A 24,930-nucleotide genomic window follows, 5' to 3' on the forward strand; every position below is an offset into this window, starting at 1 on the left:
CTGCTCTCCCCATACTGCAAGACGAGCGGGGATCCCGCACGGTGCCCGGCATCTCCGACCTGTGCTGTCACGAGCTTGTGACAGAAGCTCAGGAGCTGGTCTCGACCCGCTCCGCGTAGCGCCTCCCGAGCTCGGCCCAGTGACGGTCCAGCAGGGCGGGCGACACCTGGGTGCCGTACTCGGCGGCCAGGTACTCGCTCAGCTGACGCGGGTCCGGCTCCTGGTTGTAGGTGTCCATGAACGAGGTGAGGGCCTCGAAGTACAGGTCCAGCGGCTCCTCGCCCTCCCCCTCGCGCTGCGGCGCGAACCAGGCCTCCGGGCCGGGCGGCGGGTACGGGGGCTGTTGGTTGGGCAGCCAGCCGATGCCGCGGGTCGAGGGGTCGGCCGAGCCGGCCTCCTGGTCCTCGCCGCCGACAGGCTGTCCGGCTTGGTCCGGCACGTTCAGCAGGCGCCGGTGCCGGTTGCGGACGACGGTCTGCAGCGTGTTGACCACCAGCGGGTCCACCGCGGGCTGTGCCTCGGGCTGGGGCTGCTCCGGCGACTGCGGCTGGGCCTGCTGCGGCTGCCGGTGCTGCGGCTGGGCCTGCTGGGAGTGCGGCTGCTGAGACTGGGGCTGCGCGTACGGCCGAACGGGTGAGCCGAACGCCTCCGCCTGCTCCAGCGGCTGGGTCTGCTCCACCGGCTGGGTCTGGTCCGCCGGCTGCGGATGCGGCGCGGTGTGCGGCAGCGGGGCCTCCAGCGCGGGGGCCACGATGGGGTCGACCTCCCGGAAGTCCCGGTGGGCGCGGACCACGTCCAGGTCGAGCGGGACGCCGTAGCGGGCCAGCTTGAGCGGCAGCAGCAGCTCCAGGGGGGCACGGTAGCGCCAGCCGCGGCCGTACTGGGCGCGCAGGTGCGTCCGGTAGACGAGCCGGTTCTGCTCCAGACGGATGACCTCGTCGTACGAGCGCAGCTCCCACAGCTTCATCCGCCGCCAGAGCACGAAGGTCGGCAGCGGGGAGAGGATCCAGCGGAACAGCCGGACCGACTCCATGTAGCGGTCAGCGGTGATGTCCGCGATCCGCCCGACGGCGTGCCGCGCCGCCTCGACGACCACGATGAAGAGCAGCGGGATGATCGCGTGCATCCCCATCGCCAGCGGGTCGCCGACGGAGGAGGCCGCGTTGAAGACGATGGTGCCGACGGTCAGCGTCCAGGCCGCCTGACGCAGCAGCGGGAACGGGATGCGCAGCCAGGTGAGCACCAGGTCGAGCGCCAGCAGCACGGCGATGCCGACGTCGACGCCGATCGGGAACACGTAGGCGAAGAGTCCGAAGCCCTTGCGTGTGGCAAGCACGCGGACGGCGGAGTAGGAGCCTGCGAAACCGATGCCGGCGATGATGAAAGCGCCGGCGGCCACCACACCGATGAGGGTGCGGTGGGTCTTGGTTATCACGGGGCGGTCGGCCATGGGGCGTGCTCGCTTCGTGTTGGTCGCTGGGGGCCTTTGAGGGGAGACAGCTTGCCATACCGGTGTGCCGGGCTGGTGATCGCGTGGGGTCTGATCTTCGAGCAGCGGCTGGCGGCTTGAGACACTGGGGGTATGAGCAGGGATTCAGGGACGCGCGAGCTGGTCGCGCAGGCGCTGGCGGACACCCGGTACGCACTGCCGCGGCAGGCCGAGCGGACCGTCGAGGACTGGGCCTCGCGGCTCTCCGCACAGGGCGCCGAGCGTGCCGACGTCGACCGTGAACTCCTGCGCCAGGCAGAGGAGTTGCTCGGTTCCATGTGGTCGCGCGGCTTCTGGCGGCCGGCCGACGTGGTCAGGCTCACGCGTCGGCAGTTGAGGCCGGCCCACGTCTCCCTGGCCGTCGGCCTGATCGCGGCCGAGGCCCGGCGCTACTCCCCCGCGGCGTTCGACCGCCGTTGGACGGAGCAACTGCGCGAGATCGACGCGGAGCGGCCCGACTGGGCGGAGGACTCCGCCTGGCTCGGCGAGACGGCCGCGCGGCTGCGGCTGGACCGCTTCTCCGCACTGATCCACCTGCTGGAGCTGCTGCGCCTGTGGGGCACCGCCCCGGTGCTGACCCAGGTGGGCCCGGTCCCCGGCTCCGACGCCCCGCTCACCGCCCCGGTGCCGGGCGAACCGAAGCAGCTGGCGCGCATCCGCGCGCTGCTGGCCAAGGCGGAGGCGACGACCTACGCCGAGGAGGCGGAGGCCTTCACCGCCAAGGCACAGGAACTGATGGCCCGTCATAGCATCGACGAGGCGCTGCTCGCCGCGCGCAGCGGGGACCGCACCCTGCCCGCGGCGATCCGGGTGGGGATCGACAACCCCTACGAGTCGGCCAAGGCGCTCCTCCTGGACGCGGTGGCCTCCGCGAACCGCTCCCAGGCGGTCTGGGACAAGCACAACGGCTTCTGCACGGTCGTCGGCTTCGAGGCGGACCTGGACGCGGTGGAGCTGCTGTTCACCTCCCTGCTGGTCCAGGGGGTGGCCGCGATGAACAGCGGCAGGGTCCAGCAGGGCGGCCGCAGCAAGGCGTTCCGCCAGTCCTTCCTGGTCGCCTACGCCAGCCGCATCCGCGAGCGGCTGAACGCCGCGACGGCCCAGGCGGAGGCGGAGACCACGGCCGGCAACCTCCTGCCGGTCCTCGCGGCCCGCCAGGAGGCCGTGGAGGAGCAGACGCTGGCGCTCTTCCCCAGCATCAAGAAGGGCCGCGCCATCCGCGTCTCGGACCTGGACGGCTGGGAGCAGGGGCGGGCCGCGGCGGACCGGGCTCAGTTGCACGGCCGGCGGCGCGAGGAACTGCGCCCCTGAAGGCGTCGCACCTGAACGCCGGAGGCCCGGCTCCCCTCGGGGAGCCGGGCCTCTGTGTCTGCGGCTGTCAGCCCGTGTACGGGCCGTAGTCGTAGTCGTCCAGCGGGACGGCCTGGCCGGAGCCGGCGCCGAAGGGCGAGTAGTCCATGTCGTCGTAGCCGACGGCGGAGTACATCGCGGCCTTCGCCTCCTCGGTGGGCTCCACCCGGATGTTGCGGTAGCGGGGCAGGCCCGTACCGGCCGGGATGAGCTTACCGAGGATGACGTTCTCCTTGAGGCCCAGCAGCGGGTCGGACTTGGCGTGGATCGCCGCGTCCGTCAGGACCCTGGTCGTCTCCTGGAAGGAGGCGGCCGACAGCCAGGACTCGGTGGCCAGCGAGGCCTTGGTGATACCCATCAGCTGCGGACGGCCGGAGGCGGGGTGACCGCCCTCGGAGACCACACGACGGTTCTCGACCTCGAAGCGGCCGCGCTCGACGAGCTCGCCCGGGAGCAGCTCGGCGTCGCCCGACTCGATGATCGTCACGCGGCGGAGCATCTGCCGGATGATGATCTCGATGTGCTTGTCGTGGATCGACACACCCTGGGAGTTGTAGACCTTCTGGACTTCCTCCACCAGGTGCACCTGCACCGCGCGCTGGCCCATGATGCGCAGCACGTCGTGCGGGTTCACGGTACCGGCGGTCAGCTTCTCGCCGACGCCGACCCAGGAGCCCTCCTCGACCAGCAGCTTGACGCGCTTGGAGACCGGGTAGGCGATCTCGTCGCTGCCGTCGTCCGGCGTGATGACCAGCTTGCGGGTCTTCTCGGTGTCCTCGATGCGGATGCGGCCGGCCGCCTCCGCGATCGGGGCCACACCACGCGGGTTGCGGGCCTCGAAGAGCTCGACGACACGCGGCAGACCCTGGGTGATGTCGTCACCCGCCACACCACCGGTGTGGAAGGTACGCATCGTCAGCTGGGTGCCGGGCTCACCGATGGACTGGGCGGCGATGATGCCGACCGCCTCACCGATGTCGACCAGCTTGCCGGTGGCCAGCGAGCGGCCGTAGCACATGGCGCAGGTGCCGACGGCGGACTCACAGGTCAGGATCGAGCGGATCTTGACCTCGGAGATGCCGTGGCGGACCAGCTCGTCGATCATGACGTCACCCAGGTCCACGCCCGCGGGGGCGATGACCTGGCCGTCGACCACGACGTCCTCGGACAGCGTGCGGGCGTAGACCGAGGTCTCGACGTTGTCGACCTTGCGCAGCGAGCCGTCGGCGGCCACGTTGGCGATCGGCAGCTTGAGACCGCGCTCCGTCTGGCAGTCCTCCTCGCGGATGATGACGTCCTGGGAGACGTCGACCAGACGACGAGTCAGGTAGCCGGAGTCGGCGGTACGCAGGGCGGTGTCGGCCAGACCCTTACGGGCGCCGTGGGTGGAGATGAAGTACTCCAGCACGGACAGACCCTCACGGAACGACGCCTTGATGGGACGGGCGATCGTCTCGTTCTTGGCGTTCGACACCAGACCACGCATGCCGGCGATCTGACGCATCTGCATCATGTTTCCACGAGCACCCGAGTCGACCATCATGAAGATGGGGTTCGTCTTCGGGAAGTTCGCGTTCATCGCCTCGGCGACCTCGTTGGTCGCCTTGGTCCAGATCGCGACGAGCTCCTGCTGGCGCTCGTCACGGGTGATCAGACCGCGCTCGTACTGCTTCTGGACCTTCTCGGCCTGGGCCTCGTAGCCCTCGAGGATCTGCGGCTTCGACGGCGGAACGACGACGTCCGAGATCGAGACGGTGACACCGGAGCGGGTGGCCCAGTGGAAACCGGCGGCCTTGAGGTTGTCCAGGGTCGCCGCGACGGTGACCTTGGGGTAGCGCTCGGCGAGGTCGTTGACGATCGCCGAGAGCTGCTTCTTGCCGACCTCGTAGTCGACGAACGGGTAGTCCTCGGGCAGCAGCTCGTTGAAGAGCGCGCGGCCCAGGGTCGTCCGCAGACGCAGCGGCTCACCCTCCGACCAGGTGGGCTTGCCGTCCTCGTCGACCGGAGCGGTCCAGCCGCGCGGCGGAACCGTGCCGGCGGGCAGACGCAGGTCGATCGGGGCCTGGAGGTCCAGCTCCTTGGCGTCGAAGGCCATGACGGCCTCCGAGGTCGCGCCGAAGGCGCGGCCCACGCCGCGGAGCGTGTCCAGGTCGCGCTCGGAGGTCAGGAAGAACAGACCGAGCACCATGTCCTGGGTCGGCATGGTCACCGGGCGACCGTCGGCGGGCTTGAGGATGTTGTTCGAGGACAGCATCAGGATGCGGGCCTCGGCCTGCGCCTCCGCGGAGAGCGGCAGGTGGACGGCCATCTGGTCACCGTCGAAGTCCGCGTTGAACGCGGTGCAGACGAGCGGGTGGATCTGGATGGCCTTGCCCTCGACCAGCTGCGGCTCGAAGGCCTGGATGCCGAGGCGGTGCAGCGTGGGCGCACGGTTCAGCAGAACCGGGTGCTCCGCGATGACCTCTTCGAGGACGTCCCACACGACCGGGCGGGCACGCTCGACCATGCGCTTGGCCGACTTGATGTTCTGCGCGTGGTTCAGGTCCACCAGGCGCTTCATCACGAACGGCTTGAAGAGCTCCAGCGCCATGGCCTTCGGCAGACCGCACTGGTGCAGCTTGAGCTGCGGGCCGACGACGATGACCGAACGGGCCGAGTAGTCGACGCGCTTGCCGAGCAGGTTCTGACGGAAACGACCCTGCTTGCCCTTCAGCATGTCGCTGAGGGACTTCAGCGGGCGGTTGCCCGGACCGGTGACCGGACGGCCGCGACGGCCGTTGTCGAACAGCGAGTCCACGGCCTCCTGGAGCATGCGCTTCTCGTTGTTCACGATGATCTCGGGCGCGCCGAGGTCGAGAAGCCGCTTCAGGCGGTTGTTGCGGTTGATGACGCGGCGGTACAGGTCGTTCAGGTCGGAGGTCGCGAAGCGGCCACCGTCCAGCTGCACCATCGGACGCAGGTCCGGCGGGATGACCGGGACGCAGTCCAGCACCATGCCGGCCGGCTTGTTGTTGGTCTGCAGGAAGGCGGAGACGACCTTGAGACGCTTCAGGGCGCGGGTCTTCTTCTGACCCTTGCCCGTCTTGATGATCTCGCGGAGCTTCTCGGCCTCCTCCTCCAGGTCGAAGGACTCCAGGCGCTTCTGCAGGGCCGCGGCGCCCATGGAGCCCATGAAGTAGGTGCCGAAGCGGTCGCGCAGCTCGCGGTAGAGCAGCTCGTCGCCCTCGAGGTCCTGGACCTTGAGGGACTTGAAGCGGGCCCACACCTCGTCGAGGCGGTCCAGCTCACGCTGGGCGCGGTCGCGCAGCTGCTTCATCTCGCGCTCGGCGCCCTCGCGCACCTTGCGGCGAACGTCGGCCTTGGCGCCCTCGTTCTCCAGCTCGGCCAGGTCGGCCTCGAGCTTCTTGGCGCGGTTCTCCAGGTCGGAGTCACGGCGCTGCTCGACCTGCTGGCGCTCCACGGAGACCTGGGCCTCCAGGGAGGGCAGGTCACGGGTGCGGCGCTCCTCGTCCACCCACGTGATCATGTAGGCGGCGAAGTAGATGACCTTCTCCAGATCCTTGGGGGCAAGGTCCAGGAGGTAGCCGAGGCGCGACGGAACGCCCTTGAAGTACCAGATGTGCGTGACGGGGGCGGCCAGCTCGATGTGGCCCATCCGCTCACGGCGCACCTTGGCGCGGGTCACCTCGACGCCGCAGCGCTCGCAGATGATGCCCTTGAAGCGGACGCGCTTGTACTTACCGCAGTAGCACTCCCAGTCCCGGGTCGGGCCGAAGATCTTCTCGCAGAAGAGGCCGTCCTTTTCGGGCTTCAGGGTGCGGTAGTTGATGGTCTCGGGCTTCTTGACCTCGCCGTGCGACCACTGACGGATGTCGTCAGCGGTGGCCAGGCCGATTCGCAGCTCATCGAAGAAGTTGACGTCGAGCACTCTCGTCAATCCCTTTCGTCACCCCAGAAAGCGGGGCGGGGGTCGAAAACGTCTGTCTGGTCTGAAAGGGGGGCCTGGGGGTCGAAGGGCCGGCCTTGCTTGAAGTGGAGGCCGGCCCTACCCCTGTCAGACCTCTTCGACGCTGCTCGGCTCGCGCCGGGACAGGTCGATACCGAGCTCCTCCGCGGCGCGGAACACGTCCTCGTCGGAGTCACGCATCTCGATGGACATGCCGTCGGACGACAGCACCTCCACGTTCAGGCAGAGCGACTGCATCTCCTTGATGAGGACCTTGAAGGACTCGGGGATGCCGGGCTCGGGGATGTTCTCGCCCTTGACGATGGCCTCGTAGACCTTCACGCGGCCGAGGACGTCGTCGGACTTGATGGTGAGGAGCTCCTGCAGGGCGTAGGCGGCGCCGTACGCCTCCAGGGCCCACACCTCCATCTCACCGAAGCGCTGACCACCGAACTGCGCCTTACCACCCAGCGGCTGCTGCGTGATCATGGAGTACGGACCGGTCGAACGGGCGTGGAGCTTGTCGTCGACCAGGTGGTGCAGCTTGAGGATGTACATGTAGCCGACCGAGATCGGCATCGGGAACGGCTCGCCGGAGCGGCCGTCGAACAGCTGGGCCTTGCCGGACTGGCCGACCAGGCGGTCGCCGTCACGGGTCGGGATGGTGTTCTCCAGCAGACCGGTGATCTCGTCCTCGCGCGCACCGTCGAAGACCGGGGTGGCCAGGTTGGTACCCGGGTCCGCCTTGTCGGCGCCGATCTTCTGCAGGCGGCGGGCCCACTCGTCGGCGATGCCGGAGACGTCCCAGCCCTGCTTGGCCAGCCAGCCGAGGTGGGTCTCCAGGACCTGTCCCGGGTTCATTCGGGACGGGACGCCGAGGGGGTTGAGGACGATGTCGACCGGGGTGCCGTCGGCGAGGAACGGCATGTCCTCGACCGGCAGGATCTTGGAGATGACACCCTTGTTGCCGTGACGGCCGGCGAGCTTGTCACCGTTGGTGATCTTGCGCTTCTGCGCCACGTAGACGCGGACCAGCTGGTTCACGCCCGGGGGCAGCTCGTCGCCCTCTTCGCGGTCGAAGACGCGGACGCCGATGACCTTGCCGGACTCACCGTGGGGAACCTTCAGCGAGGTGTCGCGGACCTCACGGGCCTTCTCACCGAAGATCGCGCGCAGCAGGCGCTCCTCCGGGGTCAGCTCGGTCTCACCCTTCGGGGTGACCTTGCCGACCAGGATGTCACCGGTGGTGACATCGGCGCCGATGCGGATGATGCCGCGCTCGTCGAGGTCCGCGAGGACCTCCTCGGAGACGTTCGGGATGTCCCGGGTGATCTCCTCGGGGCCGAGCTTGGTGTCACGGGCGTCGACCTCGTGCTCCTCGATGTGGATCGAGGAGAGGACGTCGTCCTGCACGAGGCGCTGCGACAGGATGATCGCGTCCTCGTAGTTGTGACCCTCCCACGGCATGAACGCCACAAGCAGGTTCTTGCCGAGGGCCATCTCGCCCTCGTCGGTGCAGGGGCCGTCGGCCAGGACCTGGCCGGCGATGATGCGGGCGCCCTCGTCCACGATGACCTTCTGGTTGAAGGCCGTGCCCTGGTTGGAGCGCGTGAACTTGGCCACCCGGTAGGTGGTGTAGGTGCCGTCGTCGTTGGCGACGGTGACGTAGTCCGCGGAGACCTCCTGGACCACGCCGTCCTTCTCGGCGGTGATGACGTCGGCTGCGTCGACGGCGGCGCGGTACTCCATGCCGGTGCCGACGAGCGGGGACTCGCTCTTCAGCAGCGGGACGGCCTGGCGCATCATGTTCGAGCCCATGAGCGCGCGGTTGGCGTCGTCGTGCTCGAGGAACGGGATCATGGCGGTCGCGACCGACACCATCTGGCGCGGCGAGACGTCCATGTAGTCGATCTCGACACCGGGGATGTAGTCGATCTCGCCGCCACGGCGGCGGACCAGGACGCGGGCCTCGGCGAAGGTGTTCTCGTCCGTCAGCGGCGCGTTGGCCTGCGCGATGACGAAGCGGTCCTCCTCGTCGGCGGTCAGGTAGTCCAGGTCGTCGGTGACGACACCCTCGACGACCTTGCGGTACGGCGTCTCCACGAAGCCGAAGGCGTTGACCCGGCCGTAGGAGGCGAGCGAACCGATCAGACCGATGTTCGGGCCTTCCGGGGTCTCGATCGGGCACATGCGTCCGTAGTGGGACGGGTGCACGTCACGGACCTCGAAGCCGGCGCGCTCACGGGAGAGACCACCGGGGCCCAGCGCGGACAGACGACGCTTGTGGGTCAGACCCGACAGCGGGTTCGTCTGGTCCATGAACTGGGACAGCTGGCTGGTGCCGAAGAACTCCTTGATGGAGGCGACGACCGGCCGGATGTTGATCAGGGTCTGCGGCGTGATCGCCTCGACGTCCTGGGTGGTCATGCGCTCGCGCACGACGCGCTCCATACGGGCGAGACCCGTACGGACCTGGTTCTGGATCAGCTCGCCGACGTTGCGCAGACGACGGTTGCCGAAGTGGTCGATGTCGTCATCCTCGATGACGAGCGTCTGGCCGTTCGGCGCGACCGTCTCGGTCTCGCCCGCGTGCAGCTGCACCAGGTACTTGATCGTCGCGATGATGTCGTCGACGGTCAGCACACCGGAGTCGATGCCCTGGGCGACGCCCAGCTTCTTGTTGATCTTGTACCGGCCGACCTTGGCCAGGTCGTAGCGCTTGCTGTTGAAGTAGAGGTTCTCCAGCAGCGTCTGCGCGGCCTCGCGCGTCGGCGGCTCGCCCGGACGCAGCTTGCGGTAGATGTCGAGCAGCGCGTCGTCCTGGCCCTGGGTGTGGTCCTTCTCCAGGGTGGCGCGCATCGACTCGTACTGGCCGAACTCCTCCAGGATCTGCTCGGAGGTCCAGCCGAGGGCCTTGAGCAGCACCGTGACCGACTGCTTGCGCTTGCGGTCGATGCGGACACCGACCATGTCGCGCTTGTCGATCTCCAGCTCCAGCCAGGCACCGCGGGACGGGATGACCTTGGCGGAGTAGATGTCCTTGTCCGAGGTCTTGTCCAGCGTGGTGTCGAAGTAGACACCCGGCGAACGGACCAGCTGGGACACGACGACACGCTCGGTGCCGTTGATGACGAAGGTGCCCTTGTTGGTCATCAGGGGGAAGTCGCCCATGAAGACCGTCTGGGACTTGATCTCACCAGTCTCGTTGTTCGTGAACTCGGCCGTGACGAAGAGCGGGGCCGCGTACGTGAAGTCGCGGTCCTTGCACTCGTCGATCGAGTTCTTCGGAGGCTCGAAACGGTGGTCGCGGAACGTCAGCGACATGGACCCGGAGAAGTCCTCGATCGGGGAGATCTCCTCGAAGATCTCCTCCAGACCGGACTTGGTGGGGACGTCGAAGCCCTCATCGAGGGCGGCGTCGACCCGCGCCTTCCATGCGGCGTTGCCGAGGAGCCAGTCAAAGCTCTCGGTCTGGAGCGCCAAGAGGTTCGGAACCTCAAGCGGCTCCTTGATCTTCGCGAAGGAAATGCGGAGCGGGGCGGTGGATGCGGAGGTGTTCGAGGCGTTGCGCGAGGCGGCCAAGAGGGGGTCCTTCCGAGGGCTCGGACTCACTACGCGCGTACCGGGCCCGCCCGTCTCACGGGTAGCATCCGCGCTCTCGCACCGAACCCTCAGACAGGGGATCTTCCCTGTTCAGAGGCGGTGCGCGGGCGGGGTGCCACCCCTGGTCGGGGCAGCGCAGACTCCGGGCGACGAGTCACGGAGCAGCTAAAAGGCAGCGCAAAGGGACAGTGTAGCCACAGGCTGCACTGCTGTCCAGTCCGGATTCGGAGACCGAATCTCAGAACTCCCTACCTCGCGGGACGCCCCCTCCCGGGGACGTCCTCAGGCGGTCACTTCGTCGCCGGGGGAATGCTTCCCCTCAGACGGCGAATCCATGCCTTCTCTGGTGCCTTCGCTCAAGACCTCGCGTCCTGAGAATTGCGCGCTGCTGGCCGTTCGTCAAGGGCACCGGGGCTCTCACCTCGGTTACGGACCGACATCACCCCTGCTGAGCGCCGACGACGATCACCATACTCCCGCCCGCTGACAGCGGAGCACCCACGCTAGACCAGATGGCCTGAATCGGACCGTTCCGGACATAAACAAACCGGGGCGATCACTCCAAAGAGTGATCGCCCCGGTTCGGCAGAGCGCTCGCGCTCCGATCCCCGGAGGGATCGGGCCGCGAAAGGTCTTACTTGACCTCGACCGAAGCGCCGGCGGCCTTGAGCGCGTCGGCGGCCTTGTCAGCGGCCTCCTTGTTGACCTTCTCGAGCAGCGGCTTCGGCGCACCGTCGACGAGGTCCTTGGCCTCCTTCAGGCCCAGGGAGGTCAGCTCACGCACGACCTTGATGACCTGGATCTTCTTGTCGCCGGCACCGGTGAGGATGACGTCGAACTCGTCCTTCTCCTCAGCGGCCTCGGCAACCGGGGCACCCGGAACACCGGCGGCAACCGCGACCGGGGCGGCGGCGGTGACGTCGAACTTCTCCTCGAAGGCCTTCACGAACTCGGAGAGCTCGATGAGGGTCATCTCCTCGAACTGCGCGAGCAGGTCGTCCTGGCTGAGCTTCGCCATGATTGGCGTCCTTCCACTAAGTCGGCTGGTGCCGGATGTAATGAACGGCGGGCGTGCACGGCCCGCTGCGAGAACGGATTACTCCGCGGCGGGAGCCTCGTCCTCGACGGCGGGGGCCGGCGTACCGGCACCGCCCTGCTCCTCGACCTTGGCGCGCAGCGCCTCGACCGTGCGAACAAGCTTCGACGGCAGAGCCTGGAAGAGCGCGGCAGCCGAGGACTGCTTGGCCTTCATGGCGCCGGCGAGCTTGGAGAGCAGCACCTCGCGGGACTCGAGGTCCGCGAGCTTCTTGATGTCGTCACCGGTCAGCGGCTTGCCGTCAAGCACACCGCCCTTGATGACGAGCGCCGGGTTCTCCTTGGCGAAGTCACGCAGAGCCTTGGCCGACTCCACCGGGTCACCGGTGACGAAGGCGACAGCCGTCGGACCGGTGAACAGGTCGTCGAGCTGGGTGATCCCGACCTCGTTGGCCGCGATCTTGGTCAGCGTGTTCTTCACCACGGCGTACTGGGCGTTGTCGCCGAGCGAGCGACGCAGCGTCTTCAGCTGCGCCACGGTCAGACCGCGGTACTCGGTCAGCACGGCCGCGTTCGAGCCGCGGAACTTGTCCGTGATCTCGGCAACGGCGGCAGCCTTGTCGGGCCTTGCCATAGGCTTACGCCTCCTTCCGTGATGTCGATGCGTGGCCGACCAGAGAGTCGACCTGCTAAACCTGACTGCCGGAAGGAAAGCTTCGGTGGAACTACAAGAGCCCCGGCGCAGGCGCACGGGGCTCGACCTCCGCTCGACGCCGTGCGAACCCGCGCGACGGAGCGATGGGACAGAAGTCCTCGAATCAACCTGCGCGGGTCACCCGCAGCTTTCGCTGTGCGGATCCTTCGGCTCTCGTCCACCCAGGGGCATACGGGAGCAACCAGCGGTCAGTGGCTTGCCTCGAGAGTACGTGACCGCCCGCCCGCGGAGCAAATCGCCCCCGGGCGGGCGGTCGTCGAGCGGTCGTCGAGCCGTCAGCCCGTCGGCAGCAGCGTGGACATGTCCAGGGTGTCGCTCGCCGCCGGCGGCGTGACGGCGACCGGCGCGGTGCCGTAGTCGGTGTAGTCGATCGTCACGTTCATCGGCACGGACGAGGAGGCGGGCGTGCTCTCCTGCATACGGACCGGCAGGCTCTGGCTGTTGACCCAGAGGTCCACGTTCATGGTGCTGACGCCCAGCTTGCTGTCCTGCTGGATCAGGGACTTCAGCTGCGGGTCCTGCTGGGCCGCGAGCTTGGCGAGGTCCACCGTGCCCGCGTAGTGGGTGGTGGAGACGCCGTCGACCGTCTCGGTGCCGACCCGCTTGATGTCGCCGGACGAGGTGAACAGCTTGACCTGCGTGGCCGGGTCCTGACCGTTGCTCTGGTTCAGCGACGAGGCCAGCGCCGCGTTCTTGGACAGGTCCAGCTTCATCCAGTGCTTGCCCTTGAGGTCGGCGGGCGCGCTGCCGGTGAAGCCCATGTACATGGTCGTGCCGGACATCATCATGTGCAGCGAGGTGCTGCCGCCCAGGCTGGCGGCCATGTCCGGGCTGTCCATGGTCATGTCGAGACCCACCGGGTTCCAGGAGACCTTGCCGTTCCCGGAGATGTTCACCTGCTTGCCCTGGGCGGTGACCTGCTCCTTCATCGTCATGCTGACCGAGGTGTACTTCTGGGTGGCCTGGGAGGCCGCCGACATCGCGTCGGCCACGCTCACCATCGGGACGGAGGCCGTGCTCGCCGTGCCGGACGCGGAGGCCTGCTTGCCGCCTCCGCAGGCCGACAGGCCGACGACGGCCAGGGCCACGGTGGCTGCGGCGGCGAGAGTACGGGTGTGACGCATGGGAATCCCCCTGTTCGCGAAGCGTGCGAACAACGACGCTACACCCGTCCTACGACGGCGAACGGACCGGTACCGAGCCTCGATGAGGCTTGGTACCGGCCCGTTACAGACCTACGGTCCTACGGCGATCCGGGGGGATCAGACCGCCGCAGGGTCCTCCTCGACGAGGAGGTTGCGGGTGCGGTTCGGGTCCACCTGGATGCCCGGGCCCATCGTCGTGCTGACGGCGACCTTCTTGATGTAGCGGCCCTTGGCGGCGGACGGCTTGGCCCGGAGGACCTCCTCGAGCGCCGCGGCGTAGTTCTCGACCAGCTTCTCGGTGTCGAAGGAGGTCTTGCCGATGATCAGGTGCAGGTTCGAGTGCTTGTCGACGCGGAACTCGATCTTGCCGCCCTTGATCTCCGTGACAGCCTTCGCCACGTCGACGGTGACGGTGCCGGTCTTCGGGTTCGGCATCAGACCACGGGGACCGAGCACGCGGCCGAGGCGGCCGACCTTGCCCATGAGGTCCGGGGTGGCGACGACGGCGTCGAAGTCCAGGCGACCCTTGGCGACCTCGTCGATCAGCTCGTCGGCGCCGACGATGTCGGCGCCCGCAGCCTCCGCGGCCGCGGCACGGTCACCGGTCGCGAAGACCAGGACCCGGGCGGTCTTGCCGGTGCCGTGCGGGAGGTTCACGGTGCTGCGGACCATCTGGTCGGCCTTGCGCGGGTCGACACCCAGGCGCATGGCCACCTCGACGGTCGCGTCGAACTTGGTGGTGGAGGTCTCCTTGGCGAGGCGGATGGCCTCGAGGGGGGCGTACAGACGCTCGCGGTCGACCTTGGCGGCCGCGGCAGTCAGAGCCTTGCTGCGCTTCACTGCTGCTCCTACTGGATTTCTTGGCGTGGAGTCGTGGTTGCTGCGGACCGCGCCCGGCCCTACCACGGGAAAAGCTCTGTCGAGCCTGAGCCGCAGCTCAGCCCTCGACGGTGATGCCCATCGAACGAGCGGTACCGGCGATGATGCGCTCGGCCATCTCGATGTCGTTCGCGTTCAGGTCGGGCATCTTGGTGGTGGCGATCTCGCGGACCTGGGCGGCCGTGATCTTGGCGACCTTGGTCTTGTGCGGCTCGCCGGAGCCCTTCTCCACGCCCGCGGCCTTCAGGATGAGGCGAGCGGCCGGCGGAGTCTTGGTGATGAAGGTGAAGGAACGGTCCTCGTAGACCGTGATCTCCACCGGCACGACCATGCCACGCTGCGACTCGGTCGCGGCGTTGTAGGCCTTGCAGAACTCCATGATGTTGACGCCGTGCTGACCCAGGGCCGGGCCGACGGGCGGCGCGGGGTTGGCCGCACCGGCGTTGATCTGGAGCTTGATAAGCCCCGTGACCTTCTTCTTCTTGGGAGGCATGCTCTCTCCGGGTCCTTACGAGAGGTGTTCCCGACCGGCGTGCGTCAGCGCACCGGCGGGGCCTTGGATGATCGTGTGGCGCCGGGCACACGGCCGACAGCGCACACACATCGAACCAGAATAGCCCGAGACCCCCGCCGCCCCGAAATCGCTTACCTGCCGAGCAGCCGCTCCACGCCCTCCGCCAGCCCGCCCAGTGCCCGCGCCGCGCCCTCCGGCCCCGCCCGGACCGGCGGCGGCACCGCGTCCCGAGCCGCCCGCCGTCCGATCGACGCCCGGGACGCCTCGACCGACGGCGGCGCTCCGTCGGGCGGGGCGGGCTCGGTCCGCACGAACTCCTCCGGCGTCAGATCCCGGCCGTAGCCTCCGCGCAGGAACCGGCGCGGGCAGCTCCCCGCCGCCCGGGGATCAGCCCCACTCCTCAACGACGGAACCCCGCACCCCTCATGGGTGCGGGGTCCGCGGCTGTCCGCCGAAGCGGCCCGGCGTGGATCAGTCGTTCTTGGCGATCTGGTCGAAGGAGAGCTCGACCGGGGTCTCCCGGCCGAAGATCTCGACCAGGCCCTTGACCTTCTTCGAGTCCGGGTTGATCTCGTTGATGGTCGCCTGCAGCGTGGCGAAGGGGCCGTCGGTGACGGTGACCGAGTCGCCGACCTCGAAGTCCAGGACCTGGACCTCCGCGGGACGGACCGGGCTCGGCTTGCCGGCCTCCTTGGCGGCGGCGCGCTCGACGTCCGGAGCCAGCATCTTGACGACCTCGTCCAGCGTCAGCGGGTACGGGTCGTAGGCGTTGCCGACGAAGCCGGTGACACCGGGGGTGTTGCGGACCACGCCCCAGGACTCGTTGGTGAGGTCCATGCGCACCAGGACGTAGCCGGGGAGCTTGTTCTGGCGGATGGTCTTCCGGTCGCCGTTCTTGATCTGGACGACCTCTTCCTGCGGCACCTCGGCCTGGTAGATGTAGTCCTCGACGTTCAGCGAGACCGCGCGCTGCTCCAGGTTCGCCTTGACGCGGTTCTCGTAGCCCGCGTAGGTGTGGATGACGTACCACTCGCCGGGGGCGGTGCGCAGCTCCTCGCGGAACGCGGCCACGGGGTCGATCTCCACACCGTCGTCCTCGGTGACGGTGGAGCCGGACTCCTCGAAGGCCTCCGTCGCCTCGGACTCGTCCTCGCTGACCACGGTCACGGCCTCTTCCTCCGCGGAGCGGCCGGCCGTTTCCTCGGCAGCCTCGACCTCGTCGACGTCCGCGCCGCTGTCGACGATCTCCTCGAAGTGGGACTCAGACACGTTGGCTGCTTCTTCCTGCTTGTTGCGATCGGTGGATTCCACGATACCGAAGCAACGGTAGCGGAGCGCCCGGACAACGGGGCGAACCGCTGAGGAGGCGGAGGATCAGCCGAAGACCAGCTGCGCGAGCTTCACGAAGCCGGTGTCGAGACCGTAGACGATCGCCATGATCACCACGACGAAGACGATGACGACCGTCGTGTAGGAGGTCAGGTCCGAGCGCGACGGCCAGACGACCTTGCGCAGCTCGGTGATGATCTGACGGTAGAAGAGCGCGGTGCGCTTGAAGATGTTCGGGCCCTTGTCGCGCTTGCGACCGCCCTTGCTCTCCGGGTCGCCGGCCTTGCGGGCACGCTTCCGGTCGCGGCGGGAGAGATCCTCACCACCGGCGGAGTTGCCGCTCTCAGGTGTGGCGGTGGAGCCTACGGTCTCCGTCACTTGTCCCTCACCTGATATCCGGGTACCTGTAGGGGCGCTCGCATGTCACGAGGCCCCTGATTGCACTGCTGACGGTACCGCCTGTCCAAGGTTTCCGACAGAGCGGACAGCAGGGCCAGAGGGACTTGAACCCCCAACCGCCGGTTTTGGAGACCGGTGCTCTACCAATTGAGCTATAGCCCTTTGAGCCCGTGGTGCGGACTCGCAGTCCCAACCTACAGCATCGCGGCCCCCGCAGGTGTCTGCGGCCTGGCGTGCCGTCGGAAGGGCTTCCAACGAGGGTTGAGTGTAGGGGGTGGATGGGTCGCGCGTCGAATGCGTTCCGCCCGAGGACCGCAGCTCGGACCCGTTCGGGTCGCATTCCGGAATGCCGCGACCCCGGCTGAAGCCTTCTGCGAGCATGCCGATATGAGCGCTGCCTCCCCCACCCCTGACGCAACTATCCGTCCCGCCGACCGTCGCGTCTCGGCGCGCGTCGGCGCCATCGCGGAGTCCGCGACCCTGGCCGTCGACGCCAAGGCCAAGGCCCTGAAGGCCTCCGGACGTCCGGTCATCGGCTTCGGCGCGGGCGAGCCGGACTTCCCGACGCCGGACTACATCGTCGAGGAGGCCGTGGCCGCGTGCCGCGACCCGAAGAACCACCGCTACACCCCCGCCGGAGGCCTGCCCGAGCTCAAGGCCGCCATCGCCGCGAAGACGCTGCGCGACTCCGGCTGGGCCGTGGACGCCTCGCAGGTGCTCGTCACCAACGGCGGCAAGCAGGCCATCTACGAGGCGTTCGCCGCGATCCTCGACCCGGGCGACGAGGTGATCGTCCCGGCGCCGTACTGGACCACCTACCCCGAGTCGATCGCGCTGGCGGGCGGCGTCCCGGTCGTGGTCGTGGCCGACGAGACCACCGGGTACAAGGTCTCCGTGGAGCAGCTGGAGGCCGCGCGCACCGAGAACACCAAGGTGCTGCTCTTCGTCTCCCCCTCCAACCCGACGGGCGCGGTCTACACCCGCGAGGAGGTCGAGGCGGTCGGCCGCTGGGCCGCCGAGCACGGCCTGTGGGTGCTGACGGACGAGATCTACGAGCACCTCGTCTACGGGGACGCCGAGTTCGTCTCGCTGCCGGTCGCGGTGCCGGAGCTGGCGGACAAGTGCATCGTGGTCAACGGCGTCGCGAAGACCTACGCGATGACGGGCTGGCGCGTGGGGTGGGTCATCGGCCCGCAGGACGTCGTCAAGGCGGCGACCAACCTGCAGTCGCACGCCACGTCCAATGTCAGCAACGTCGCCCAGCGGGCGGCGCTGGCGGCCGTCGCCGGGGACCTGGCGGCGGTCGACGAGATGAAGGTCGCCTTCGACCGGCGCCGGCGCACGATCGTCTCGATGCTGAACGAGATCCCCGGCGTGGTCTGCCCCGAGCCCGAGGGCGCGTTCTACGCCTACCCGTCGGTCAAGGCGCTGCTGGGCAAGGAGATCCGGGGCAGGCGCCCGGCCACCTCGGCGGAGCTGGCCGCGCTGATCCTGGACGAGGCCGAGGTCGCCGTCGTCCCGGGCGAGGCCTTCGGCACCCCCGGCTACCTGCGGCTCAGCTACGCGCTGGGCGACGACGACCTGGTCGAGGGCGTGAGCCGGATCCAGAAGCTCTTGAGCGAGGCGCAGTAGCCCCATCGGGGGGCGCGAAGAGGCTCTTCGCGCCCCCCGACGCCCCGGTAGGATCTGTGGATGGAACAGGTACTAGCCCCGTCCCGTCCATCGACGCTGCCTTCCGCGCCCCGTGATGTCCGGCTGCTGCCGAAGGCCCACCTGCACCTGCACTTCACCGGCTCGATGCGCCCCGCGACGCTGCTGGAGCTTGCCGACAAGCACGGCATCCGCCTGCCGGAGGCGCTCGTCAGCGCGGAGCCGCCCAGACTGCGGGCCACCGACGAGCGCGGCTGGTTCCGGTTCCAGCGCCTGTACGACGCCGCGCGGAACTGCCTTCAGGACGAGGACGACATCCGGCGGCTGGTCCTGGAGGCCGCCGAGGACGAGCGGGCCGACGGTTCCGGCTGGCTGGAGATCCAGGTCGACCCCACCTCCTACGCGCCGCGTCTCGGTGGGCTGATCCCCGCGCTGGAGCTGGTGCTGGACGCCGTGGACGACGCCTCGCGGCGCACCGGCGTGGGCATCCGGGTGCTGGTCGCCGCGAACCGGATGAAGCACCCCCTCGACGCCCGTACCCTCGCCCGCCTCGCGGTGCGCTACGCGGACCAGGGCGTCGTCGGGTTCGGCCTGTCGAACGACGAACGCCGGGGCATGGCACGGGACTTCGACCGTGCGTTCCGGATCGCCACCGAGGCCGGGCTGCTGGCCGCGCCGCACGGGGGCGAGCTCGCCGGTCCGTCGAGCGTCCGGTCCTGCCTGGACGACTTGGGCGCGCGCCGCATCGGGCACGGCGTACGGGCCGCCGAGAGCCCGGAGTTGATGCGGCGGCTGGCGCAGGAGCAGGTCACCTGCGAGGTGTGCCCGGCGTCCAACGTCGCGCTCGGCGTCTACGAACGCCCCGAGGACGTGCCGCTGCGCAAGCTCTTCGAGGCGGGCGTGCCGCTCGCGCTGGGCGCGGACGACCCGTTGCTGTTCGGCTCCCGGCTGGCCGCGCAGTACGAGTCGGCGCGGCAGCACCACGGCTTCACGGACGAGGAGTTGGCCGAGCTGGCCCGCCAGGGCGTGCGCGGCTCGCTCGCCCCTGAGCCGGTCCGAACCCGGCTGCTGTCGGACATCGACGCGTGGCTGGCCCTGCCCGCCGGGCAGCCGGGGTAGGCGCCCCACCCCTGTGCCGCCCGCACGCGGCCGGCGTCGGCGTCAGAGCTCGACGCCCACCATGACGGGCTCGTTCACCAGGGTCACCCCGAACGCGTCGACGACGCCGCCCTGGACCTCGCGGGCGAGGGCCAGCAGATCGGCGGCGGTGGCGGCGCCGCGGTTGGTGAGGGCGAGGGTGTGCTTGCCGGAGAGGCGGGCCGGGCCGGCGCCGTAGCCCTTGGTGAAGCCGGCCTTGTCGATCAGCCAGGCCGCGGAGGTCTTCACCCGGCCCTCCCCCGCCGGGTACGCGGGCGGCTGGGCGTCGGGGCCGAGGCGCTCGGCGACGCGGGCCAGGAAGGCGGCGTGCTCGGCCTCGGTGAGGATCGGGTTGGTGAAGAACGACCCTGCCGACCAGGTGTCGTGGTCCTCCGGATCGAGCACCATGCCCTTGCCGGAACGGAGCTTCAGCACCGCCTCCCGGGCCGCGCGCAGGTCCGCGCGCTCGCCCTCGGCGACCCCGAGGGCACGGGCCGTCTCGGCGTACCGGACCGGGCTGGACGCGCCCTCCGCGTCGGTCAGCGCGAAGGTGACCCGCAGCACGACGTAGCGGTCGGGCTCGGCCTTGAAGCGGCTGTGACGGTAGGCGAAGCCGCACTCGGCGGCGGGGACGGTCACCGTCTCCCCCGTGCGGCGGTCGTACGCGACGACCTCGGTGATCGTGTCGGCGACCTCCTGGCCGTAGGCGCCGACGTTCTGCACCGGGGTGGCCCCCGCCGAGCCGGGGATGCCGGCCAGGAACTCGATCCCCGCGAGCCCGTGGTCCAGGACGGCCCGGTCGACGACCTGCGACCAGACCTCGCCCGCGGCGACGGTGAGGCGAGCCCCGTCGAGGGCGAAGCCCTCGGTGGCGACGCGCAGGACGGTGCCGGGGAAGCCGGCGTCGCCGATGACCAGGTTGCTGCCGCCGCCGAGAACCAGCAGCGGCTCGCCCGCCTCGTCGGCGGCCCGCACGACGGCGACGACCTCGTCGTCGGTCGTCGCCGTCACCAGCCGGGCGGCGGGCCCGCCGATCCGGAGCGTGGTCAGGGGGGCCAGGGGCGCGTCATGGAGTTCCTGCACGGGGTCTAGCGTACGGGCCACGGGCCGCCTCCCCGGCAACCCACCGGCCCGCCCGGCACACGCCGCGGCCGCGCGGGCAAACGACCCCGCCCAGCAAGCCGGCCTCCGGCCGGGGCCCTGGGGCCAGACGCACGCTCGCCTGGCGGGGGGCTCCCGGACGGAGGTCGGAGGGGGTTTGGGTCGTCAGGCCACCGGGGCCGGGGTGGGGTCGGCGACGGTGTCGGTGGTTCCCGAGGATTCGCCGGAGGCGACCGGGAGGGACGGGGTGGTGCGGGAGCGACGCGGGGCGAGGAGGATCGCGACGGTCGCGGCGGCGATGGCCGCGGCGCCGACCCACAGCGCCGGGGTGAGGCCGTCGACGTAGCTCTGGCCGCTGGCGTAGCTGCCGTGCGCGGTGAAGACCGACGTCAGGACCGCGACGCCGAGCGCGCCGCCGACCTCACGCAGCGCGTTGTTCGCGCCGGAGGCCACACCCTGCTCCTGCGGCCGGACGGAGCCCATCAGCACGGCCGCGACCGGGCTGAAGAACAGCGCCATGCCGACGCCGGAGATGATCAGCGGCGGCACCTGCGAGACGTAGCTCACGTGCGGGGAGACGATCAGCGCGAACCAGGCCAGCCCGAGGGTCTGCAGGGCCAGGCCCATGGCGATGACGACCCGGCCGCCGATCCGGTCGACCAGCAGGCCGGCCAGTGGGGCGACGAGCATCGGCATGCCGGTCCAGGGCAGCATCCGCACGCCCGCGGTCATCGGGCTGTACCCCTGCACGTTCTGCAGGAACTGGCTGAGCAGGAAGATCGCGCCGAACATGCCGAGCGACATCAGCATCGAGGCCGCGTTGACCGCGGAGAAGGTGCGGATCCTAAAGAGGCGCAGCGGCAGCAGCGGCGTGGCGGTGCGGGACTCCCAGACGAGGAAGGAGACCAGCAGCGCGGCCCCGACCACCAGCCCGGAGAGGACGGGCCCGCTGGTCCAGCCGTCGGAGTTGCCGCGGATCAGGCCGTAGACGATGCCGAAGAGACCGGCGCTGGCCAGGGCGGTGCCGACCACGTCGAGTCGGCTGTTGGGGCCGTGGGACTCGGTCAGCCGCAGACGGGCCAGTGGCAGCAGCGCGAGGCCGATCGGGACGTTCAGCGCGAAGATCCACTGCCAGGAGAGGTGCTCGACGACCGTCCCGCCGATCAGCGGGCCGAGCGCCACGGCCATGCCGTTGACCGCTCCCCAGGCGCCGAAGGCGAGCCCGCGCCGGGCGGCGGGGACCGCGGCGGTGAGCAGGGTGAGGCTGACCGGTGTGAGCAGCGCCGCTCCGACGCCCTGCGCGGCGCGCGCCGCGACCAGCGCGCCGATGTTCGGCGCGAGCGCCGCGGCGAGCGAGGAGAGCGTGAACAGCGCGAGGCCGACGGTGAAGATCCGCCGTCGCCCGAAGCGGTCGCCGAGGGCCGCGCCGAACATCAGCAGCACGGCGAAGGTCAGGGTGTAGGCGTTGACGGTCCACTCGAGGTCGGTGATCCCGCCGCCGAGGTGGGCCCGGATGGACGGCAGGGCGGTGGTCACCACGAGATTGTCGAGGGCGGCCATGAAGCCTGCGGTACTGGTGATGAGGAAGGCCCAGACGGCCGGACTGATCTTGCGCATGCTGTCCCCCAGGCGCAGCTTGAAAGTAATCAATCAATAACTTCGGCGGGCAAAAAAACACGCTTCAGCGGGTCAGACCACCGGGCAGCCCAGGTAGTCCTTGCCGAAGCCCTGCCAGAGGCGGTGATCCACCGGAAAGCCCATGGCGACCAGGTTGTTGATCAGCATCCCGTAGGCGAAGAACTCGGTGACCTCCTCCGGCGTGGCGCCGGACGCCGCGGCCACCGTGTCCCACAGGTCCGTCCAGAGGGCGCGGACGGCCTCGCCCACCTCGTGATCGCCGGCGGCCTCGGCGGCCGCCGTGGAGACGTACATCTGCAGCTGCATGAGCAGCCGGGACTTGTCCTCGATCAGCTCGAAGTAGACCTCGGCCATCGCCAGGCGCGCCTCCTCGCCCTGCTTGCCCTCGGCGGCCCGGAGGAAGCTCTGCTTGATCTCCTCCGTGCAGCGGCGGACAGCGGCCTCGAAGAGCGCCCGCTTGTTCTCGAACAGGCGGAACAGGTAGGGCTGCGACACCCCGACCCGGCGGGCGATCGCCGCGGTCGAGGTGCCGTTGTAGCCGTGGGCGGCGAACTCGATCACGGCGGCGCGGATGACGCTCTCGCGTCGCTCCTCCGCGCTCATCCGCATGCTCGTCTTCGCCATGGTTCAAAGTTAGTGGTTGATTACTAACTACGTCAAGAGCCCTCGGGAGAGGGGTCTCAGGCCAGCTGGACGACGGCTCGGGACATGCCGAGCACCTTCTGGCCCGCGCTGGTGGCGACCAGGTCCACGCGGACCCGGCGGTCGTCCAGCTTGGCCGCCACCTTGCCGGTGACCTCGATCACGGCGCCCGCCTCGTCGTTCGGCACGACGACCGGCTTGGTGAAGCGGACCCCGTACTCGACGACCGCGCCCGGGTCGACCACCCAGTCGGTGACCACGCGGACGGCCTCGGCCATGGTGAACATGCCGTGTGCGATCACGTCCGGCAGGCCCACGGAAGTGGCGAAGGCCTCGTTCCAGTGGATCGGGTTGAAGTCGCCGGAGGCGCCCGCGTACTGGACCAGCGTGGCCCGGGTCACCGGGAAGGACTGCGCCGGCAGTTCGGTGCCGACCTCGACCTCGTCGTAGTTGACGATCGCGCTCATCGCTGCCTCACTCCCCCTCGGCGGCACGGGCCACCAGCGTCATGTAAGCCGTCACCACGTGCTCGCCGCTCTCGTCGGCCACCTCGCCGCGGACCGAGAGGACGTCGTTGCCCGCCAGCGACTTGATCGAGTCGATCACGCAGGTCACGCTCAGCCGGTCCCCGGCCCGGACCGGGCGGTTGTAGACGAAGCGCTGGTCGCCGTGGACGACGCGGGTGAAGTCCAGGCCCAGCTCCGGGTCCTGGACCACCTGCGCGGCGGCGCGGTAGGTGATCACGAAGGGGAAGGTCGGCGGGGCGACCACGTCCGGGTGGCCGAGGGCCTTGGCGGCCTCGCGGTCGGTGTACGCCGGGTTGGCGTCGCGGACGGCCTCGGCGAACTCGCGGATCTTCTCGCGGCCCACCTCGTAGGCCGGGGTGGGCGGGTAGGTCCGCCCGACGAAGGCGGGGTCCAGCGGCATGCGTGACTCCTGACGTGACGGGATGGTGCCTTGTGCATGGGGTGCGGATGCGAACACGACGAAAGGCCGCCCCCATGAGCTGGGAGCGGCCTTCGCCTGAAAACCATCGGTCGAGACCGACCCGGTGCCTTGCGGCGCAGGGTCAGCGGGTCTCGCGGTGCGCGGTGTGAGCGTTGCAGCGGGGGCAGTGCTTCTTCATCTCAAGACGGTCCGGGTCGTTACGCCGGTTCTTCTTGGTGATGTAGTTCCGCTCCTTGCACTCCACGCACGCCAGCGTGATCTTCGGACGGACATCAGTGGCGGCCACGGGAGTGCCTTCCTCGGACAGACAACGTTACAGACAGACAAGAGTAGCCGATCGAGTGGTTACCCGAAAATCGGCTACAGGCGTGGTAGCGGTGACCGGACTTGAACCGGTGACACAGCGATTATGAGCCGCTTGCTCTACCAACTGAGCTACACCGCCACGACGATCGCGTTCCCCACCCTGCGGTGGGGAACCCTCTCATCCGAGCCCCCATGCGGAATCGAACCGCAGACCTTCTCCTTACCATGGAGACGCTCTACCGACTGAGCTATAGGGGCGAACGGGGAAGACATTACACGGTCCGCAGCCCAACCGTGAAATCCGTTCTGCGCCCGCCCGGTACGACTAATCCCGCCCCGGCCCGCACGCCCCACGCGCCTCCCGGACGGCCCGTCCGCCGGGCCCTAGGCTCACTGGTCTGCGATCTTGCGAGCGAGGGAGCGATTCCGGCATGGATGCGGGCCATGGGGGCTGAGGCCGGGGCCGAGGCGGATCCCGGGGCCAACGGTCCGGGCGGCCTGCTGCTCACCGGCGCCCGTCTGGCCGACGGACGGACGGTGGACGTCCGTCTCAGCGGCGAGCGGATCGAGGCGGTCGGCGCCGTGGGCTCCCTGCGCGCCGCCGAGCGGATCGACCTCGGCGGCTACCTGCTGCTGCCCGCGCCCGCCGAGCCGCACGCGCACCTGGACGAGGCGCTGACCGCCGACGCCCACGCCGACGCCTGCGCCGAGCCCTCCGCCGGCCCCTCCGCCCCTGCTTCGGCCTCGGCCGACGACGACGTGCGCCGCCGGATCACCGAGGCCGCGCTGACCTACCTCGGCTACGGCTCGACCCTCGTGCGCACCCACATCCTGGTCACGCCGGTCACGGGCCCCGCCCGGCTCGACGCGGCGCTCCAAGCCGCCCGCGACCTGTACGGGCTGATGGACCTGCAGATCACCGCCCTGCCAGGCCCGTTGACGGGCGCGGCGGCCGGTTCGGCCCGCGCGTCGCTGCGCGCGGCGGCGCGCGCGGGCGTCCACGCGCTGGGCGGACGCCCCGGCGACGGGCCGGAGGCACAGGACCGTCTCGCCGCGCTGCTGGAGCTGGCGGACGACTGCGGCCTGCCGCTGGACCTGCACTGG

Annotated in this window: 21 protein-coding genes and 3 tRNA genes; 4 read left to right on the plus strand and 20 right to left on the minus strand. The window is 69.5% G+C overall.

The genetic code is table 11. The annotated features are described in order from the left end of the window. Window positions 1-88 precede the first annotated feature (88 nt). Window positions 89-1,450 carry a DUF2637 domain-containing protein gene (locus TR48_RS16420; RefSeq protein ID WP_042367708.1) on the minus strand — a complete coding sequence of 454 codons (1,362 nt, stop codon included), beginning with the start codon at window positions 1,448-1,450 and terminating at the stop codon, window positions 89-91. Between the two features lie 132 nt (window positions 1,451-1,582). Between TR48_RS16420 and TR48_RS16425 the strand changes: the two genes are divergently transcribed. Then, a complete protein-coding gene (locus tag TR48_RS16425; RefSeq protein ID WP_084729488.1) occupies window positions 1,583-2,800 on the plus strand; it encodes a DUF2786 domain-containing protein in 1,218 nt (405 codons plus the stop codon). 67 nt (window positions 2,801-2,867) lie between these two features. Here the strand turns inward: TR48_RS16425 and TR48_RS16430 are convergent, their stop codons facing one another. The 11 genes from TR48_RS16430 to TR48_RS16480 form a co-directional block, all read right to left on the minus strand. Beyond that, on the minus strand, window positions 2,868-6,767 hold the full coding sequence (locus tag TR48_RS16430) for a DNA-directed RNA polymerase subunit beta' (RefSeq protein WP_042367711.1): 3,900 nt from the start codon (window positions 6,765-6,767) through the stop codon (window positions 2,868-2,870). A 126-nt stretch (window positions 6,768-6,893) separates the two neighbouring features. Next, window positions 6,894-10,367: a DNA-directed RNA polymerase subunit beta gene (rpoB, locus tag TR48_RS16435; RefSeq protein ID WP_042367714.1), complete on the minus strand. Its 3,474-nt coding sequence runs from the start codon at window positions 10,365-10,367 to the stop codon at window positions 6,894-6,896. 655 nt (window positions 10,368-11,022) lie between these two features. Then, window positions 11,023-11,406: a 50S ribosomal protein L7/L12 gene (gene rplL / locus TR48_RS16440; RefSeq protein ID WP_042367717.1), complete on the minus strand. Its 384-nt coding sequence runs from the start codon at window positions 11,404-11,406 to the stop codon at window positions 11,023-11,025. A gap of 78 nt (window positions 11,407-11,484) precedes the next feature. Beyond that, window positions 11,485-12,057 carry a 50S ribosomal protein L10 gene (rplJ, locus tag TR48_RS16445; RefSeq protein ID WP_042367721.1) on the minus strand — a complete coding sequence of 191 codons (573 nt, stop codon included), beginning with the start codon at window positions 12,055-12,057 and terminating at the stop codon, window positions 11,485-11,487. Between the two features lie 356 nt (window positions 12,058-12,413). After that, entirely contained in the window at window positions 12,414-13,262 is an 849-nt protein-coding gene (locus tag TR48_RS38925; protein WP_052442713.1) for an SCO4651 family lipoprotein, read from the minus strand. Between the two features lie 138 nt (window positions 13,263-13,400). Beyond that, window positions 13,401-14,123, minus strand: coding sequence for a 50S ribosomal protein L1 (gene rplA / locus TR48_RS16455; RefSeq protein WP_042367724.1), 723 nt, complete (start codon window positions 14,121-14,123; stop codon window positions 13,401-13,403). A 97-nt stretch (window positions 14,124-14,220) separates the two neighbouring features. Next, window positions 14,221-14,655, minus strand: a complete 435-nt coding sequence (gene rplK, locus TR48_RS16460; RefSeq protein ID WP_042367726.1) for a 50S ribosomal protein L11 — start codon at window positions 14,653-14,655, stop codon at window positions 14,221-14,223. Window positions 14,656-14,807: 152 nt separating this feature from the next. Beyond that, the gene (locus TR48_RS16465; RefSeq protein ID WP_042367728.1) at window positions 14,808-14,987 is read right to left on the minus strand and encodes a hypothetical protein; all 180 of its coding nucleotides are present in this window, start codon (window positions 14,985-14,987) and stop codon (window positions 14,808-14,810) included. Between the two features lie 160 nt (window positions 14,988-15,147). Beyond that, window positions 15,148-15,945 (minus strand): transcription termination/antitermination protein NusG, encoded by a 798-nt coding sequence (gene nusG, locus TR48_RS16470; RefSeq protein ID WP_236652172.1) that lies wholly within the window; start codon window positions 15,943-15,945, stop codon window positions 15,148-15,150. A gap of 105 nt (window positions 15,946-16,050) precedes the next feature. Further along, entirely contained in the window at window positions 16,051-16,383 is a 333-nt protein-coding gene (gene secE / locus TR48_RS16475; protein ID WP_042367731.1) for a preprotein translocase subunit SecE, read from the minus strand. 110 nt (window positions 16,384-16,493) lie between these two features. Beyond that, window positions 16,494-16,566 (minus strand) — tRNA-Trp (locus tag TR48_RS16480). Between the two features lie 225 nt (window positions 16,567-16,791). On the opposite strand from TR48_RS16480, the gene TR48_RS16485 reads away from it, so the two are divergent. Both TR48_RS16485 and TR48_RS16490 read left to right on the plus strand, forming a co-directional pair. Continuing rightward, window positions 16,792-18,036, plus strand: a complete 1,245-nt coding sequence (locus tag TR48_RS16485; RefSeq protein ID WP_042367733.1) for a pyridoxal phosphate-dependent aminotransferase — start codon at window positions 16,792-16,794, stop codon at window positions 18,034-18,036. A 60-nt stretch (window positions 18,037-18,096) separates the two neighbouring features. Next, on the plus strand, window positions 18,097-19,173 hold the full coding sequence (locus tag TR48_RS16490; protein ID WP_084729489.1) for an adenosine deaminase: 1,077 nt from the start codon (window positions 18,097-18,099) through the stop codon (window positions 19,171-19,173). A gap of 42 nt (window positions 19,174-19,215) precedes the next feature. Here the strand turns inward: TR48_RS16490 and TR48_RS16495 are convergent, their stop codons facing one another. The 8 genes from TR48_RS16495 to TR48_RS16530 all read right to left on the minus strand — a co-directional run bounded on the left by TR48_RS16495 (window position 19,216) and on the right by TR48_RS16530 (window position 24,084). Continuing rightward, complete coding sequence (locus TR48_RS16495; RefSeq protein WP_268873578.1) at window positions 19,216-20,295, minus strand: UDP-N-acetylmuramate dehydrogenase; 1,080 nt, start codon at window positions 20,293-20,295, stop codon at window positions 19,216-19,218. Window positions 20,296-20,457: 162 nt separating this feature from the next. Next, window positions 20,458-21,909 carry a DHA2 family efflux MFS transporter permease subunit gene (locus TR48_RS16500; RefSeq protein WP_042367737.1) on the minus strand — a complete coding sequence of 484 codons (1,452 nt, stop codon included), beginning with the start codon at window positions 21,907-21,909 and terminating at the stop codon, window positions 20,458-20,460. A gap of 72 nt (window positions 21,910-21,981) precedes the next feature. Beyond that, window positions 21,982-22,554 (minus strand): TetR/AcrR family transcriptional regulator, encoded by a 573-nt coding sequence (locus TR48_RS16505; RefSeq protein WP_236652173.1) that lies wholly within the window; start codon window positions 22,552-22,554, stop codon window positions 21,982-21,984. A 56-nt stretch (window positions 22,555-22,610) separates the two neighbouring features. Then, entirely contained in the window at window positions 22,611-23,039 is a 429-nt protein-coding gene (locus TR48_RS16510; RefSeq protein ID WP_042367741.1) for a MaoC family dehydratase, read from the minus strand. Between the two features lie 7 nt (window positions 23,040-23,046). Then, a complete protein-coding gene (locus TR48_RS16515) occupies window positions 23,047-23,499 on the minus strand; it encodes a MaoC family dehydratase N-terminal domain-containing protein (RefSeq protein ID WP_042367743.1) in 453 nt (150 codons plus the stop codon). A 142-nt stretch (window positions 23,500-23,641) separates the two neighbouring features. Further along, entirely contained in the window at window positions 23,642-23,806 is a 165-nt protein-coding gene (gene rpmG, locus TR48_RS16520; RefSeq protein ID WP_004571794.1) for a 50S ribosomal protein L33, read from the minus strand. An 83-nt stretch (window positions 23,807-23,889) separates the two neighbouring features. Further along, window positions 23,890-23,965 (minus strand) — tRNA-Met (locus TR48_RS16525). A 46-nt stretch (window positions 23,966-24,011) separates the two neighbouring features. Further along, a tRNA-Thr gene (locus TR48_RS16530) sits at window positions 24,012-24,084 on the minus strand. 186 nt (window positions 24,085-24,270) lie between these two features. Between TR48_RS16530 and TR48_RS43270 the strand changes: the two genes are divergently transcribed. Next, window positions 24,271-24,930, plus strand: a 660-nt coding sequence (locus tag TR48_RS43270; RefSeq protein WP_042367819.1) for a hypothetical protein, incomplete at its 3' end; no start/stop codon positions are given.

Origin of the sequence: Streptacidiphilus neutrinimicus (genome assembly GCF_000787815.1) — a bacterium.
Taxonomy (GTDB): Bacteria; Actinomycetota; Actinomycetes; order Streptomycetales; family Streptomycetaceae; genus Streptacidiphilus; species Streptacidiphilus neutrinimicus.